Origin of the sequence: Psychrobacter sp. CAM01, from assembly GCF_032842965.1 — a bacterium.
Lineage (GTDB): Bacteria > Pseudomonadota > Gammaproteobacteria > Pseudomonadales > Moraxellaceae > Psychrobacter > Psychrobacter celer.
On record NZ_JAWJBL010000008.1, the window covers coordinates 760344 to 776713 of the forward strand.

At 48.2% G+C, this 16370-nt stretch carries 13 protein-coding genes; 7 read left to right on the forward strand and 6 right to left on the reverse strand.

What is annotated here, in order from left to right:
* Positions 1–140: 140 nt before the first annotated feature.
* The 3 genes from R0I52_RS06930 to sthA all read left to right on the forward strand — a co-directional run bounded on the left by R0I52_RS06930 (position 141) and on the right by sthA (position 3260).
* On the forward strand, positions 141–1037 hold the full coding sequence (locus R0I52_RS06930) for a pyruvate, water dikinase regulatory protein (protein ID WP_075102151.1): 897 nt from the start codon (positions 141–143) through the stop codon (positions 1035–1037).
* Between the two features lie 79 nt (positions 1038–1116).
* Positions 1117–1521, forward strand: a complete 405-nt coding sequence (locus R0I52_RS06935; protein WP_100749539.1) for a DUF4377 domain-containing protein — start codon at positions 1117–1119, stop codon at positions 1519–1521.
* Positions 1522–1610: 89 nt separating this feature from the next.
* Entirely contained in the window at positions 1611–3260 is a 1650-nt protein-coding gene (gene sthA / locus R0I52_RS06940) for a Si-specific NAD(P)(+) transhydrogenase (RefSeq protein ID WP_317053710.1), read from the forward strand.
* A 111-nt stretch (positions 3261–3371) separates the two neighbouring features.
* Here sthA and R0I52_RS06945 read toward each other — a convergent pair whose 3' ends face one another.
* From R0I52_RS06945 to R0I52_RS06965, 5 genes are all read right to left on the reverse strand, one after another.
* Positions 3372–4562: an ABC transporter permease gene (locus tag R0I52_RS06945; RefSeq protein WP_317053711.1), complete on the reverse strand. Its 1191-nt coding sequence runs from the start codon at positions 4560–4562 to the stop codon at positions 3372–3374.
* Positions 4562–5926: an ABC transporter permease gene (locus tag R0I52_RS06950; RefSeq protein WP_317053712.1), complete on the reverse strand. Its 1365-nt coding sequence runs from the start codon at positions 5924–5926 to the stop codon at positions 4562–4564. Before R0I52_RS06950 ends, R0I52_RS06945 begins: the two co-directional genes overlap by 1 nt.
* A 3-nt stretch (positions 5927–5929) precedes the next feature.
* Positions 5930–7123 carry an HlyD family secretion protein gene (locus tag R0I52_RS06955; protein ID WP_317053713.1) on the reverse strand — a complete coding sequence of 398 codons (1194 nt, stop codon included), beginning with the start codon at positions 7121–7123 and terminating at the stop codon, positions 5930–5932.
* Between the two features lie 45 nt (positions 7124–7168).
* Complete coding sequence (locus tag R0I52_RS06960) at positions 7169–8035, reverse strand: YihY/virulence factor BrkB family protein (protein ID WP_317053714.1); 867 nt, start codon at positions 8033–8035, stop codon at positions 7169–7171.
* Positions 8036–8141: 106 nt separating this feature from the next.
* On the reverse strand, positions 8142–9785 hold the full coding sequence (locus tag R0I52_RS06965; protein ID WP_317053715.1) for a TolC family protein: 1644 nt from the start codon (positions 9783–9785) through the stop codon (positions 8142–8144).
* A 696-nt stretch (positions 9786–10481) separates the two neighbouring features.
* On the opposite strand from R0I52_RS06965, the gene R0I52_RS06970 reads away from it, so the two are divergent.
* The 4 genes from R0I52_RS06970 (at position 10482) to R0I52_RS06985 (ending at position 15409) form a co-directional block, all read left to right on the forward strand.
* Positions 10482–12140: a glycerol kinase gene (locus R0I52_RS06970; RefSeq protein ID WP_317053716.1), complete on the forward strand. Its 1659-nt coding sequence runs from the start codon at positions 10482–10484 to the stop codon at positions 12138–12140.
* Positions 12141–12668: 528 nt separating this feature from the next.
* Positions 12669–13181, forward strand: coding sequence for a hypothetical protein (locus R0I52_RS06975; protein WP_288999630.1), 513 nt, complete (start codon positions 12669–12671; stop codon positions 13179–13181).
* Positions 13182–13463: 282 nt separating this feature from the next.
* On the forward strand, positions 13464–14483 hold the full coding sequence (locus R0I52_RS06980) for an endonuclease/exonuclease/phosphatase family protein (RefSeq protein ID WP_317053717.1): 1020 nt from the start codon (positions 13464–13466) through the stop codon (positions 14481–14483).
* A gap of 233 nt (positions 14484–14716) precedes the next feature.
* Positions 14717–15409, forward strand: coding sequence for a TetR/AcrR family transcriptional regulator (locus tag R0I52_RS06985; protein WP_274632680.1), 693 nt, complete (start codon positions 14717–14719; stop codon positions 15407–15409).
* Between the two features lie 112 nt (positions 15410–15521).
* Here the strand turns inward: R0I52_RS06985 and R0I52_RS06990 are convergent, their stop codons facing one another.
* Complete coding sequence (locus R0I52_RS06990) at positions 15522–16292, reverse strand: hypothetical protein (protein WP_317053718.1); 771 nt, start codon at positions 16290–16292, stop codon at positions 15522–15524.
* Between the last annotated feature and the right edge of the window lie 78 nt (positions 16293–16370).

The window sequence follows — 16370 nt, forward strand, 5'->3', positions numbered from 1 at the left end:
GCCGTGCACGGTATGTATAGTAAAGATCCAGATGCTACATATCAGACAACATATTAGATAACGCCATATAATAGACAAAAATTAGATGAAGACTCCTATTGAGTTTTCAATCGATGAGTTTTCAACCGAGGTATCCACGCATGTACTCAAGCAATCCAGCTGAACAAGTCAAGCCCACCATTCAAAACCGTCACGCGCTAAACTTGGACAGCTCTCAGGCCATCAGAACCGCGTTTTTTATCTCAGATGGTACGGCGATTACGGCGGAGACGCTGGGCCGCGCGATCTTAAGTCAGTTTGCCTCGGTTCCTTTTGAGACCAGAGTATTGCCTTATGTTGATAGCCTAGAGCGTGCTGAGGATGCAGTTGAGCAAATCAACATGGCTTATCAGCGTGATGGTTTGCTGCCATTGGTGTTTGATACCATCGTGAGCCCTGAGATTCGTGAAACAATCAATTCAGCGCACAGCTGTAACTTGGATATGTATGAGGGGCTGATCGGCCGCGTTGCAGAAGAGACTGGGGTAGAGCCAGATGGTCATTCAGGCCACGCCCATGATGATGTCGACTCCGAGACGTATAAAGAGCGTATCGACGCGGTGCACTTTGCATTAGATAATGATGATGGGGCGCGCACCCGTCATTATAATGCTGCCGATATTATCTTGGTAGGGGTATCACGCTCGGGCAAAACACCGACGTCACTATATCTTGCGTTACAATTCGGTATTCGCGCCGCCAATTATCCATTGACCGAAGATGATCTGTATGACAATCAATTACCAAAAGCCCTGCGCGAACACAAAGACAAGCTGTTTGGTTTACTGATTGATACCGATCGCTTGGTCAAGATTCGCCAAGAGCGCCGCGCGGGCAGCCGTTATTCGAGCTATCAGCAGTGCCAGCAAGAGCAGCGCGCCATACAAGGTATTTATATCACTCATGGTATCCCAAGCCTCGATGTCTCTGAGATGTCGGTAGAAGAGATTGCTACGCGTATCTTGCAGATGACGGGGCTAAAACGCCGCATCGGTTAGAATGCTGAGCGCTCACATTTTATACCTCCAGATTTATCATACTGTCTTTATCAAACGGTCATTTTATATAGAGAAGATTATGCGTTCACTTTATCAAGCCAAAAAAACGCCTTTATTATTGGCAAGCGTCATTAGCGCCGCGACGCTATTGAGTGCCTGCCAGACGTCGCCATTTGCTCGTGAGCCTGTGCCTGAGCCGCGTTATATTCCGAGTATTGTGCTCGGTGACGCTCAAACGCTCACTATTATGCCCAATCGTGTCGCCTGCGCCTCAGCGCTACCGATGCAATGCTTGCTGGCCAAATCAAGCAAAGATGGCAGTGTGTTTCAGATTCCTTATGACTGGATTGATGACTTTGCGCCAAGCCTTGGCACCGAATACGTCATCAGTGTACGGCCACAGATCGACGAGGGGCAACAACGTCTGACAGGTCATTGGACGTTGCAAAATATCCTATCTCAACGTATGGTAGGCACCCCTTAGACCTATGATTAGAGCTATGATAATGAGAAGATCCATGATGCTGCTTCATGGGCGATACGATACATACATTAATATATAAAGAGGACATAATGGGAAGTAAAAAACCAAGCGATGCGACCAACGATGTTGGTGAAGATACCCATACCGAAGTATCTAACAAACAAAGCGCGCCCATACCAAACCCTGAACACACCAAAGGTAAAGGTAGAAAAGAGAAAATCGAGCAAACCCACGAGCAAGTCACCGAAGACATCATGCATCATCCTGACTTGGTCAATCCGCTCGATGATACTCGTATCGATATCCAAACTGGTTTTACCAAAGACTCGCGTCGTCTAAAGGGCGATAAGCATCAGTATGAGTATGATGTGGTGGTGCTAGGGGCGGGTCCTGCTGGTGAAGCGGCGGCCATGAAACTGACCAAAGCGGGCAAAAAGGTGGCGGTGATTGATCCGCGTGAGCAGGTCGGTGGTAACTCAACGCACGTCGGCACCATACCGAGTAAAGCGCTGCGTCAATCGGTGTTTAACTTGATCAACTTTCGCCGTGATCCTATGTTTACCAAAGCGATGGAATACAAGCAAGTCCCGCTCAATGAAGTGCTGGCCAAAGCGCGTCAAGTGATTCGCCGGCAAGTCAATACTCATACGCGCTTTTATGAGCGCAACCGTATCGAAGTGATTCATGGCTGGGCAAGTTTCGTCGATACCCATACTCTGCGCGTCGAAACCGATGACAATATCTTTGAGACTGTAACTTTTAATAAAGCCATCATCACCGTCGGTAGCCGTCCTTATCGCCCAGATATTCTCGACTTTGACCATCCACGGGTGTTTGACTCTGACAAAATCTTGCAGATGGACTATGTCGTCAAAAAAATCATCATCTATGGCGCAGGGGTTATCGGCTGTGAGTATGCTTCTATCTTTACCGGCCTTGGCTATAAAGTTGACTTAATCAATAACCAAAACCAGCTACTGAGCTATTTAGATAGTGAAATTAGCGATGCGATTGCCCATGACTTTAGGCAGTTTGGCGTTCTGATCCGTAGTAATGAAGAGATTGACTATTTAGAAACCCATGACGATTATGTGGTCTTGCACCTAAAGAGCGGCAAACGCATCAAGTCGGACGCGATCTTGTGGTCCAATGGCCGTTCAGGCAATACAGAAGGCCTAAATCTAGAGGCCATCGGTCTTGAAGCCAATAGCCGAGGTCAGCTAAAAGTTGATGATACTTACTGTACTGAAGTCGAAAATATCTATGCCGCCGGCGATGTGATTGGCTGGCCGTCTCTGGCTTCTGCCGCTTATGACCAAGGGCGCTGTGCGGCAGCCTTTATGGTCGGTGATAGTGATGCAGAGCCTGTATCAAGTGTACCGACTGGTATCTATACCATTCCTGAAATCTCTTGTATCGGTAAGACAGAACAAGAGCTGACGGACGAAAAAGTCCCTTATGAAGTAGGCCAAGCATTCTTTAAACATCTAGCGCGGGCACAGATCATCGGCGAGCGCTCTGGTGTATTAAAGATATTATTCCACCGTGACACGCTGGAGATTTTGGGTATTCATTGCTACGGCAATCACGCCTCAGAGATTATCCATATCGGTCAAGCGGTGATGAAGTGCAAGAGCAACAACACCCTTGAATACTTTGTAAATACTACCTTTAACTATCCAACGATGGCTGAAGCGTATCGCGTGGCTGCATTAAATGGACTAAACCGCGTTTTTTAAGAATGACGCGCGCTGTTCAGCCAAATAAAAAAGCGCCTGCTAATCATAAGCAGGCGCTTTTTTTAGATGAGCTGTCTTTTAGACTAGAAAGCTTTTAAACGAGCCGAGCCGCTAAGAGATTTGCCTACGCTTTGGCGTATTATACCAGCGAAGCCACATGAGTAGCGCAAAATATAGCGCCCATAAGGCCGCTAGCGCATAAAAACCAGTCGCGACCTGAGAGATACTCGCGCCCATTTGGTTTAGCTGGACTGAGGTATTGATGGCGGGCGTGGTCGGAATAAACCAGCGCACTATTTGTAAGAAAGTAGGCAGCTGGTCGGCAGGCCATGGGTAGCCGCTGACAAAAAACATCGGCAATGAGCTAAAAATCAAAATCTGCATGCTGCGCTCACGCTGACGAAACCAAAGCCCTAGCAGGCAGCCCAGTGTCGCCACCGTAGGACAAAACAGTAAAAGAAACAGCAGGCTGCCGAGCATATTTTGCCCACGTGGGTAGTGATGTAGCTCAAACGCCCAGCCATAATAAAAGCAGCCGATCAAAAAGCTCAGTGCACTAAGCGCTGTGATACGCCCAAGCCAGCCGCTGATGCTGGTCTGATGCCGCCGCTGCTCATACCAAGTACCAATGAGCATGGCAGTGGCCATGAGTAGTGTTTGCTGCAAGATGATAATAGAAACGGCGGGCACCACATAAGCGCCATAGCCTTCTGTCTGGTTGTATAGCGGGACAATCTGTAGCGGTACGGCCTGTGCGTTTTGGGCAGCTGTCGGAGCATAGGCACCTTGCGCGACACTCTTTTTGATTTTGACACCAGCGGAGACCGTGCTAACCGCTTTTAAAAATCCCATCTGCACGTTTTTGTTGAGCAAAAAATAACCGCCATTACCAAGAACACTGACACTAGCTGCTTTACCCGACAGCACGTTTTGCTCAAGCCCACTTGGGATCACCATATAGCCTGCAATCTCATCTGCCCAAATGGCTTCCTTAGCGCTTTGTTCGTCTAAAAACCGTCTGGTGTCGAGCTGCGGGCTGGCACTGGCATAACGAACGATGGTGCGTGATAAGTCGCTGTTGTCTTTATCAATGATACCGACTGGCACATGATTGACGACCTCCGATGAGTACGGCCACGGATAAAAAAAGCCATAAACAATGGGGGCAATAATCAGCATCAATACAATACCTTTGTCCGTAAAGACGTCTGTTAGGGTCTGAAAAAAGCTTGCAAAAAAGCCTTGCGCTGGCGGCTGCGGCTGGGTGCCTTTAGCGTTATGGTTTGTTGATAATGGCGGCATTAGCGTGCTCCCCAGCGCTCAGGATGTGCCAGTGCGCGTTTGGTGAGTAGGGTAGTCAGCATCATAGCGACGACAGTGGCGATGGTAAGGCCGTAGAGTATCGGCAGGGAGATGGCAACAGGCGCTTGCATCTGCATCTGCGCGATATGTAGCTTAAGATAATGGGTAAGTGGCAGGGCATCTGACCAATGCTTGGCACTGTCACTGATGGCAATATAAGGAAAAGTCACGCCAGCAAAGGCATACGAAGGCGCGGAGATAAAGCCAGTGGCAGACAAACCCATACGTAACGAAAAAGAGCCTAAAGTAAAAATAGCGCCCAGCCAAAACGATAGCATCATCAAAAGCAGCAGGCCAAGATAAGTGGCAAAAACAGCGCTGCTCGCTACGGACTCCTGCGGCGTGGCCAGCCACAGCGCCAAGATAGACCAGAGGCCATAAGCCAGCATCGGCCAAAAGTACTTGCCCAACAACCCAAAAAGCAAAACACCCATGTGCACGCTCGGCAGCGTAGATACAGGTTTTTGATTGGTGTTGTCCTTAGCGGCACTATTTGGCAGCTTAACTGCAGGTTGACTGAGCGCGGCTATCTTTTGCACTGTGTTATCAGCTACATTATTATTCACATTGGCACCAATACTGCCACTAATATTGTCATAAGCCTGAGCAGAGGCGATAAAACCATACCAACGGCCAAGCTGCTTATCTCGTAGCTCACGGCCGATGGTCGTGGCACCGATGACCATGGCCAGTATGTGTAATAGCGCTGGTATCACGGTAGAGGCCAAAAACTGCTGATAGTCGGTGGCGGCATTAAACAGACTGATGCGTTGTATGCTGATTGGCGAATAGGCGATAGCCGCTTGTGATGGTGCCATGCCTTGTTTGATCAAACGCTGAATCTCAACGCCTGCCGACAGAGTACCTGCGACCGCCTGCACACCAGTCTGAATAATACCTGAGTGTGTGCCATACTGGGCATTGACTTGTAAAATAAGCGGTGCGGATTTGCTCGATAAGATATTGCGCGAGAAGTCTTCAGGAATGATGACAACAGCGTAGATATCACGCTGCAAAATAGCCGCTTCTGCCTCTGCGGCTGAATAATACATCTGTCTGACGCTCAGCGTTGGGCTGGCATCAAGATAGCGCACGGCGGTATTGGCCACTGGGCCATTGTCTTGATCAATGACCCCAATAGGCAGGTTGGTAATCTGAGTCTGCGAAAATATCCACCAAATCAGCAAGACGGTGAGCAAGGGAATCCATACCACCATGGTCAAATCCCATGGGTTTTTGCGCAAAAACCGCCGCTCATAGGCGGCGCTACGTATAAAAGCCTCACTTAGCTGAGTTAGGCGCATGGCTTACTCTTGGCTCATGGTGGTTGGGTCGATAGGTACGATGACACTCATGCCGGAGCGGATACGGGCATCGGGCACAGTCGGGCGAGCCTTGACCTCAAAGGTGCGCACATCAAAACCATCATCGTTATTGGTCGGTCGCCATGTGGCAAAGTCGGAGAGGGTCGAGGTGGCATAAACGGTAAACTGTTTTTTGTAGGGCTTGCCGGCAGAAGATAGCGCTGGGATGGTGCCTGTAAACACTTGACCGATGGCAAATTGATTGAGATGCGACTCGGTGACATTGAGCACCACCCACTGATCGTCGGTGTTGACCAGCGTCAAGATTGGCACCCCTTGACCGACGACTTCGCCTGCGCTTACGATGACATTATCAACGATACCAGCAATCGGACTTTTAAGATTGGCTTCTTCTTTTGCGACCAAAGCCTCGTCAAGCTGGGCATCAACCTGTGCTACTTGTGCGGTGGCCGCTGATTTATCCTCACTGCGCGCACCTTCTAGTGCCAAGTCATACTGCAGCCGCGCCGCTTCGGTCTGATCTTGGGTGGCCAGATACTGCGCATAAGCCTCATCGCGTTTTTGCCGTGCCATCAACCCTTCTTCATAAAGGCGGTTGACACGCTGATAGGTGTTTTTTGCCAAATCAGAGGCAGCTTTGTTGGCCTGCCATGCCGCTTTTGCCTGCGCAATCTCTTGCGGGCGCGCGCCGTTTTCGGCTTTATCCAATTGGCTTTGGGCCATTTGTTTGCCTGCCCGCGCTTGAGCGATCTTGGCGTTGATCTCAGGCGAGTCCATTTCAATCAGCTGCTGGCCGGGTGTGACGTCATCGCCTTCGGTAACTAAGATTTGAGCGATGCGCCCTGGTACCTTTGCGGCGATAGACGTTTGCTGCATTTGCATCTGTCCTTGCAGCGTCACAAGCTGCGGCTCACTTTGCTCGGTGCTTTTGTATAGGCCATAGGCAATGACAGCAATGATGATAAGTGCCACACCAGCCAGTAGGGCTTTTTTTCGCATGGCTGCATTGTCTGACTTTAGCGTACCGCGATAATAATCGGCCGCAGCTAGTGCTGGGCTGTCATCAGGCGTCTCTTTTACAGACTCCGTTGGCGTCTGTGCATCATGAGGCCGCGCTGATTCATCAGAATCAGGGAGTTTGCGTGAGTCGTCTGATTCGTTTGGAAATTCAGTCATGACGGTGAGAGTCCTAAAGCAACAAAGTTGAAAACAAAGAGGATATTAATACACACGAACTGCATAAGGCTTGGCGTTTTCGATCGTCTCAGCGTTAAAAATAGCACCAAAGGCGACGATAAACGCTGAATAATACAGCCATAGCATAATGACCACAGCAGCCGAAAGCACGCCAAACTCAGCGCTATAATTATTAAAGTTTTGCACATACAGCGAAAACAATATCGACAGCACAATCCAAAGGACGGTCGCTATCAGCGCACCTGGCACCAGTTTTTTTAGCGCGACCGCGTCCCGATTGGGCGCTAATCGGTATAAACCCAAAAAGCATAAAAATATAATGCCTGCCAGTATCGGCCATCTGCTCCAAAGCGCCACTATCTTGGCGACTTGCGGGAAGGGCAGATAAGCGGCGGCGACAGGAATAATCGCGATAGAGGATATGGCTATAATCAAAACCACCACTGCCGCCAAGGTCAAACCAAGGGCGCGTATGGTGCCTTGAATAAAACCGCGCTCTTGGCTGATGTGAAAGGCCAGGTTGATAAGAATGATTAATGACTTAACCCCTTTGGAACCTGCATATAAAGCAAGTAAGGCTGAAACAGTCAGGCCAAAAGTGAGGGTGGAGGCAGTGTTAGAAACCAGATCGCTTAGGCGCGAATCTAAGACGTCATATACCGTATCAGGTATAAAGGGGCGTAGCAGTGATATCTGCTCTTGCATCTCGGCGGGCGAAAACGCCAAGCCGTATAGCAGCACAAATACAGCCATGACCGGAAAAATCGACAAAAAACCAAAATAACCGACGCTTGCGCAGTGTGCCCAAACGTTTGAGGTATTGGCAATACGCCACGTCTCTAGTAACGTCTGTCGCCAATTGCGGGTCGAGGTAGCAGTCAGATTTTTCATAAAACAATCATTCACACTAAAGGTTAAGGTTAGGTGTCTCTATCAGCCATGTTAAGTAAATGACGGTAGCTTGCTTAAATCATTGTGATTTTTTCGCTGTGTTTTTTTATTGCTGAGTATATAAAGTCGGCAATTGAATGTCAGCGGCATTGAGGTAAGCATTGAATGCTAACGGTGTGCCGCAGCTTTGCATCAGGGCGGCCAGTGCTTGTACATAGTCATGAGCTGCTTGTGCCTGCTCGGTACGGGCTTTGAGCGCTTGCGTTTGTGCTTGTACCACCTCTATCGTGGTATTGACACCTTCTTGTAACCCCAAACGGCGCAAGCGCAGCACCTCTGCGGCCAGATCTACATTGCTTTGTAGAGCTTGATAGCGTGCTTGGGCATTATTGACATCATGCCAGTTTTTTTCGACCAGCAGGAGTAAGTTGTCACTGACTTCGATCTCAGACAAGTCGGCTTGACGAATCTGCGCGCTACTAGAGGCCAGTGATGCGGTTTTGTCGAGTCCGCCCCACAGCTTCCAGCTGGCAGAGATACCAGCGACCCAGCTTGGGTCTTTTTCAACTTGCCCGTAGCCATACAGCATGACCGTCGGCTTGTAGCCTGTATCGGACAAGGCATGTAGCTGCTGCGCCTGCGCGCGCTTGGCCGCAACTTTTTGCAGTCCTGGGTGATTGTTGAGCGCTAAGTCCTGAAAGTAGCTGACATCAGGCAACGGGCGGCTGGAGACAAACAATGGCGTAGTGGGCTTGATACGGTAGTCAGTGCGTAGCAGTCTTTGTAATGCAATCATCGCAAGGCGAGCATCGTTGTTGGCTTTGACAGCTTCGCTTTTGGCATCTGCCAGCGCCGACTGTGCCTCTAGTCTATCGACATGAGAGATAAAGCCTTCTTCATACAAGCGCTCTGCCATATGGTCGGTCTGTTTTAACGTGTCATAAGCATCGTCGCGCAAATAGGCGGCAATGATGGCAAGCTGCGCTTTAAAATACCGCTCGATTAATGTGTTATATAGTGCGTTTTTATCCAGTATGCTGTCTGCGAGTGCTTCTTGGGTACGGGCGCGGGAGGCTCCCGTTAGAGCTGCGGTGCGTCCGGCGGTATAGATGGGCCACGCCACGCCTAGGCCAGCGCTGGTCGTCTCGCCTGAGCGCTTAAAATCATAAGAGTCCGGCAGGCGTTCGCCAACGAGCTCACCGAAGTTTGGCAAATCTGGGACAGGCGACGGGACAATGCCATCGACGCTGTTATTGATCTCATTGACAATACCGCTTCTGAGTGAAGACAAATCGATATCCTCATCGACGTGGTAGGCACTGGCTGAGACGCGCGCAAACACCAGTGGGTTGTCTAAGGTTTTGAGAGCGTCGGTTTGGTATTCACTGGCGGCGATGGCTGCATCATTGGCCGCGATCTTGGGTGAGACTTGCAATAAGATATCTTGTGCTTGCTCAAGGCTCAAAAAACTAGACACATCTAGCGCATAGCTGTTGTCCACTGTCTTGTGTGTGATGGGGTCGATAAGCGTACTTAAGGGCTGTGTGGCACGCCTATTGTCATGACGCATCGCACTGTGTGCGATGCGGATGTCGTCGGTTGCCTGAATATGCGCCGCGCTATCCTCTGCCTCAACGATTTGCGTGACGGCGACGGCTGGCATCTCATCTTGAGAGCTGGCGTGGCTAGGCGCTGGCATAGGGTTTACATGAGTGTCTGTGTTTGCATGGGTAACTATCGATGCACTCATTAGAGTCACCGTCATTATAGCAATAGAGAGAGCCGATAAAGCAAATTTCATAAGTCACATAAGCCGTTAATGAGAGTGCAAGGTATGATTCAAGACCATCAGACTTGAATAAAAAAGTACACTGGTATACAGATTGCTACTGGTATGACTGCGTATCGCAAGCTGGCAGCAGATAGCATTGTACATTTATTATAGACTATTCATCCAACGCAAATAAGTGAGGATGTGCCCTATTATGAGCACACTGTAGAGCCTCAATCGTGACGGGTCAATGCTCAGTATTTTGACTTTTTCTATTGTGTATTAAATAGCGCTATGATAGACAATCAGCTACAGTAAATGAGTAGACTTCAAACTGCGCAAAAGATTGCTATACAGAGGGCAAGCAGTGCCGGCAAAATACCGCGCTATAATCGGTATCACAAGCCTAACATCAAAAATAGAAGGCTTAGCGTTATATAGGACATATAGTCAGTTGAAAATGGAACTGTTATATAAACTTAAACGCGCTACTGGTATAAATTTTACTGGCGTGCTGCGTTCCCAGAGGCTGCGCAACCTACGTTTAAAAAGAGCATCCCAGTAGCGCTATGCTCTTTTTAGAGTACATCGATTATACTCAGAATAGGACAGGCTCAGAAGATATTATAAACTGAGCTGATGATTATTTAGCATATCAGCAAAAAGGGGCAGGTAATGGCAGGATATATATTGGCCTTAGATCAAGGCACGACATCGAGCCGGGCGATACTCTACGACGATCACGCACGCCCCATCAAGATGGCGCAGCAACCGACGAGCTTGCAAACACCTAAGGCAGGTTTTGTGGAGCAAGACGCCCAGCAAATTTGGCAGACGCAGATTAGCTGTGCGCACGATGTGATCAACCTTGCAGGCCTGCTGGCCACCGATGTCAGTAGCATTGCCATCACCAACCAGCGCGAATCTATTGTGATGTGGGACAAACAAACCGGCAAGCCATTAGCGCCAGCGATTATTTGGCAAGATAGGCGTACGGCCAGCTATTGCAAAACTCTGGCGGCTGAGCCTGCAAGTCGCGGCGAGTCTGACAGCGGTGTACGGAGCAAAAACGCATCGAGCAAGATTGCAGGTAGCGACACAGGTCTCGATAGCGGCGCGCAGCATAGCATGGCAGAAGAGGTGCAGCGTCTGACTGGCCTACGCCTCGATCCATATTTTAGCGCCAGCAAAATCGCTTGGCTGCTCGAAAACAACCCTAAGCTGAGCGTGCGCGCCAGTAGAGGTGAGATAGCGGTGGGCACCATCGATAGCTGGTTGATATACAAACTGACTGGTGGCGCGCATGTCATCGATGTGACCAATGCATCTCGGACGTTATTGTTTGATATTCATAAGCTGGCATGGTCAGAGGCGCTGTGTGCCCGTTTTTCGATACCTATGAGTATACTGCCCACCGTTTTGCCATCTGATGGAGATTTTGGTAAGACCAAAAGAGGCCTATTTGCCAAGCAAATACCCATTCAGTCGGTATTGGGCGATCAGCAAGCGGCGCTCTTTGGCCAAGGCTGTCTGGAGGCGGGTATGGCCAAAAACACCTACGGGACTGGGTGTTTTATGCTGATGAACATAGGCAAACAGCCAAAAATCAGCGACCATAAACTGCTGACCACCATCGCGTGGCAGCGAAAAACCAGCCCAACGCGTCCAGATAACTTATCATTTGACCAAATCGTCCAGTCAGGTATGCGCCTATTACAGCCACCAAAAAAAGAAGTGACCTATGCCTTGGAAGGTAGTGTGTTTATGGCAGGCGCCATTGTCCAGTGGCTACGAGATAATTTGGGTATGATTAAGACAAGTGGTGAGGTGGAGGATTTGGCACGGCAAGTAGACAGTAGTGAGGAGGTGGTACTATTGCCAGCTTTTACAGGACTTGGCGCGCCCTATTGGCGCTCTGATATCAGCGCTAGTATCACTGGGATGAGCCGCGGCACTACTAAGGCGCATATTGCTCGCGCAGCGCTAGAAGCGGTCGCTTATCAGACCTATGACGTGCTGATTGCAATGCAAAAAGACAGCCCCCATCCGCTTACAGAGCTTAGGGTAGATGGCGGCGCGGCCAATAATGATTTGTTGATGCAGTTTCAGGCAGATCTGCTGGATGTGCCGGTGCTGCGCCCTAGAGACACAGAAATCACCGCAAAAGGTGCAGCAATGCTCGCGGGTCTAAAAACAGGGCTTTATGATGACACCACGATGCAAGCGTCTTGGCAAGTAGAGCGTATATTTGAGCCGAGCATGTCGGCAGATATGCGTGAGCAGCATCTGAGTAAATGGCAGCAAGCCATCAAACGATCCTTAATGCCGCTATAAAACAAGGCGATAAATAGGGCGTGTTGAACATTCGCAAATAGGCACTGCTGATCGCTAAAATTGTTCCAGACAAGGCACAAAGCGACGATAATGCAGATGCCTTAGCGAGATTTGTAACGCAGTATGGGGCAATTTTAGCATCAGCCCGCAGGGACAGGACTCTTTTTTGCCGCTTCATCGTTAAAAATAAGCGCTTAGAATGACTAAACTTATTATTTTTAACATTGAATCGCCTAAAAAATAGTCGCTGTCAGTGCCATGGTCGAATGTTCGACACGCCCTAATGATATAGAAAATTAAGAAGGCGATAAAATTAATAAAGGAGTATTACTGAAAACCTGAAACGACCGTACACGACCGTGAGAAAGATACAGGCTGTAACGTAAGGCAATCTGAAGTGGGACAGAGTTTACATAACGCGTCTATCGAAGCTTATCCATAAATTCCTATACTTTAATGGTATTCGCAAGTCCGCGAGTTTAGCGGTCTGAGTAGTTAAAATATAACAAATAATTTAAGGATAATATTATGAGTAACCATGACGGTATCGATCGCAGTGAAGTAAAACACATGTCAAAAGAGTCTAAAAAAGACTTAAACGCAGACATCATTACCGGTGAACCAGGCTCTCATCCTGTCGGCACAGGCGTTGGCGGTGTTGGCGGTGCAGCAGCGGGCGCGGCTATCGGTACAATGGCAGGGCCACTAGGGACGCTAATTGGCGGCGCGATTGGTGCAGTCGTTGGTGGCGGAGCAGGTCATGCAGCCGCAGAAGCGATCGATCCGACACGTGAAGAAGCATACTGGCGCGCTGAGTATGCCAATGCAGACTACTATCGTGAAGGTCTAGATTTTGATCGTGATTTGCACCCAGCATATGCAGTAGGCTACGCCAATCGTGCGCGCTATCCAGCCGATGCGCGTTTTGAAGACCACGAAGCTGATTTAGAGCGCTCATGGCACGAAGTAAAAGGCGAGTCTCGCCTAGAGTGGAATGATGCTCGCCGAGCCTCACGCGATGCATGGAACCGTGTTTCTTAACTGTCTTCTTTATAAGACACTAAAAGTCTTATAAAAACTCATCAAAAAAATATAAATAAAAAGCGTAACTGTCTAAAGACTAAGCAGTATTATAAGAGCTTACTATGACGTTACAGCAGAGAGTTTAATTGTACATTAGTTTCTTTCAATCACTTTTATTTATATTATTTATGTTATTTTGAGGCTTCCGAAGGCATCTTTGGAAGCTTTTTTTATGAAAAAAGTTTATTATGTATGGATGTTAATGAATATATCAGACATTATAAAAATAATAGGGAATATATGAATAACAAGGCTGATAATCATCAATTTTATATTGCGACCGCAAACTTATTGAACTTTGCAAATCCCAACCGCGTTTATTATGACAATGCCCCTGCTTATAATGATACTGAATACAATCATAAACTACGCGGTATCAGCGAGTTACTGGCGAAGGCCCATGCCGATATCATCGCTGTACAAGAGGTTTGGGATAGAGCCGCTTTAGTAGCGCTGGCGGAGTCTTTGGGTTTTGAAGCAAAGCACGTTATCGCACCGCTGGCAAGCAATGATGCGGCTAGCCCTCATACCCAAGGGCAGGGCGCCCAGAAGACACCAGCGGTAGGCATGATCAGCCGTTTTGAGTCGTTAGAGGTCAGTTTGTTAGAAGAGGTGGCACCGAAGGCGGTGATTGATGTCCCTGATGTGGGTCTCTACCAGCGCTTTAATCGGCCGCCGCTGATGGTGCGTGTCGATGCTTATGGTCAGCCAATCACCATTGTCACTGCGCATCTAAAAAGCAAACGTGCTTTTTTCTTGCGGGATGAGGCCGGCAACTTGCTAGAAGATATGGATGACCCTAATATCAGAGTCCGTGCCAAGCTACGAAGTCTTTGTATGCGTGCGGCCGAAGCGGCTTCGATTCGTATGTCTATCATCGAGCGTTTGCAGAATACGCGTGAGCCGCTGATTTTGTTGGGTGACATGAATGATGTGACGAATAGCGTCACCACGCAGCTGATGACGGAGACGGGCGAGGTCAATTATGATAAAAGCATGCGCGATGTTGCATTGTTTGATGCCGCCCGTATCCAGGCGCGTTATGGCTGGATGAAAGATGTGGCTTATACTCATATTTACCAAGGTATGCCAGAGGTCATCGATCAATTATTTGTGTCAGAAGAGTTCTTACCTGATAGCAAGTTTTCGCTCGGTCAGGTAGAGCGGGTGGACTACTTTAATGATCATTTAAAATGGGATTATGCAGATAGGGTCATCGATCATGGTATTATAAGAGCGAAAATGAAACTAAATAATTAACAGTATCATACGGTTATATCGACATTGTTATGTCGTTGACTCATAGATTATTTTTAACCCACTAAACTGCCTTGCTTGATAGTATACAAGCGTTTATGATGCCTCCTTATTGAAAGCGGTGGCAATGATATCAATGACTTATTTTTAGTCAATCATCGTTGTTTTTTATTTAAGACCAAACTTTCAATAAAGACCGTATTTATAAAATAGGGCGTAACATTAAGAGACTTACAATGAGCGAAAATAAAGACGAAAAGATTGAAGACGTATTGGTAGATTCGGAGCTGGCAAAAAAGCTGGTACCAAATAAGTTCAAGTTTACCAGTCAGCAGGGTCGAGCACGTCGTCAAAAGCTATTGGCTGGTGCCAAAAAGCTAAGCGAAACCCATGCTATTAACGATATTACCCTTGCAGCGGTATGCGAAGAGGCAGGTATCCCGCGCGCATCTGCTTATCATTTCTTCCCTAATATCGAAGCGATATTTTTAGCGTTGCGTTTTTTGAACGCAATCGAGATATTAGAGATGGTAGAGACGGTCGATATCGGCAATTACGACAGATGGCAGGGGTATTTGACCGCATTGATCGATAAGTGTGTGACAATCTTTCATAATGATGAAACCAAAGCCAAGCTGATCTATGACACCAATACGCCTGATTTTGAAGGTGACAGTTTTGGTGAAGACATCGATCATCAAATTGTAGACTTGGTGTATAAGCGCTTATCAGAGCGTTATGAGATGCCAAATTTTGATGATATTCAAGACACGTTATTGATTGCTTATAGCATCGTCAATGCGATCTTTACTTTGTCGTATCGTCGTCATCAAAGCATCACCAGTGACTATATTCAAGAAGCAAATACGGCATTTATCGCTTATTTGCGCTGTTATTTGCCAGAAAAACTACCGCGCAAAAACCGTTAGTTGACAGTATGCTACTGGTCAAATAGCAACGAAAAAGCCGACATGCTCACTGCATAGTCGGCTTTTTTTATGTCTGTGTCTGTACTTATGCTTAGTTAGCAGGGTGGGAGGCTTAGATAGAAGAGAGCGCTTGCCCACGACATGTGTCTTCGCCTGAATCAAGAGGGGCGTACGCCTCATAATAGCGAATGATACGCGCTTGCAGGGCAACATTGGCCTGTGAGTCGTGAGCATTGACGTAGGCTTGGCGTGCTTGCTCAAGCCAGCGATCGGCCATGCGAAAATGAATCCCTGACTCTCGCCAGCCGCGCGCGCATTGATTGGTGGCCGCCCAAATCAGAGCCACTTCACTAAACGCCATCTCACGCGGGGCGACAGCGATGCCGTCACTGTCTTTGAGGGCGCTTATAGTTGCCCATAGGTCCGGCCGCATCAAGGCAGACATCGCAGGGATGTCCTGATACAGATCGATGCGCTGCTCTGTACCCTCTTGCAGGGCTCGTAAGATGGACTCTGCCGCTTGGGCAGCGTAGGCACCAGCGGTAGAGCGGCTATTGATACTGTTTTGATGAAGGGCGTAGTTGAGCCAGGCTTGCGCTTTGTAGGCCCAGTAGCGCTGGCGTGCTGTCTTATCCGCTTGCTGATAGGGTTTTACCTGTGTGAGCATACAGCTCAACGCCTGCTGCTCGGCGCTTTGGTATTGATAAGAAGGGATGTGATTTTCTAAGTTGCTATGGCAGTAGTCATTACTTATCAGTGTATTCGCTTTGACACGGTCGCTTGCTGCCAATGCTGATGAAGCAGACGTGAGTAGCAATACTGCGGACAGTGCCGTATAAAGAGAGTGTTTGTAGGTAGCTACTGTGGTAGCAGACTTCGACATATTACAACCTTTTTATTCAAGCAATCGGTTTTATTTTTAAATGTTTGTTAGTATTAGGATACACTCTAATCACTATAT

What these genes read in the sequence shown, in the direction of transcription:
- R0I52_RS06975 (WP_288999630.1), top strand. Translation starts at nt 12,669, where the DNA reads ATGAGTAACCATGACGGTATCGATCGCAGTGAAGTAAAACACATGTCA.
- sthA (WP_317053710.1), top strand. Translation starts at nt 1,611, where the DNA reads ATGGGAAGTAAAAAACCAAGCGATGCGACCAACGATGTTGGTGAAGAT.
- R0I52_RS06930 (WP_075102151.1), top strand. Translation starts at nt 141, where the DNA reads ATGTACTCAAGCAATCCAGCTGAACAAGTCAAGCCCACCATTCAAAAC.
- R0I52_RS06990 (WP_317053718.1), bottom strand. Translation starts at nt 16,292, where the DNA reads ATGTCGAAGTCTGCTACCACAGTAGCTACCTACAAACACTCTCTTTAT.
- R0I52_RS06970 (WP_317053716.1), top strand. Translation starts at nt 10,482, where the DNA reads ATGGCAGGATATATATTGGCCTTAGATCAAGGCACGACATCGAGCCGG.
- R0I52_RS06955 (WP_317053713.1), bottom strand. Translation starts at nt 7,123, where the DNA reads ATGACTGAATTTCCAAACGAATCAGACGACTCACGCAAACTCCCTGAT.
- R0I52_RS06945 (WP_317053711.1), bottom strand. Translation starts at nt 4,562, where the DNA reads ATGCCGCCATTATCAACAAACCATAACGCTAAAGGCACCCAGCCGCAG.
- R0I52_RS06985 (WP_274632680.1), top strand. Translation starts at nt 14,717, where the DNA reads ATGAGCGAAAATAAAGACGAAAAGATTGAAGACGTATTGGTAGATTCG.
- R0I52_RS06950 (WP_317053712.1), bottom strand. Translation starts at nt 5,926, where the DNA reads ATGCGCCTAACTCAGCTAAGTGAGGCTTTTATACGTAGCGCCGCCTAT.
- R0I52_RS06935 (WP_100749539.1), top strand. Translation starts at nt 1,117, where the DNA reads ATGCGTTCACTTTATCAAGCCAAAAAAACGCCTTTATTATTGGCAAGC.
- R0I52_RS06965 (WP_317053715.1), bottom strand. Translation starts at nt 9,785, where the DNA reads ATGAGTGCATCGATAGTTACCCATGCAAACACAGACACTCATGTAAAC.
- R0I52_RS06960 (WP_317053714.1), bottom strand. Translation starts at nt 8,035, where the DNA reads ATGAAAAATCTGACTGCTACCTCGACCCGCAATTGGCGACAGACGTTA.
- R0I52_RS06980 (WP_317053717.1), top strand. Translation starts at nt 13,464, where the DNA reads ATGAATAACAAGGCTGATAATCATCAATTTTATATTGCGACCGCAAAC.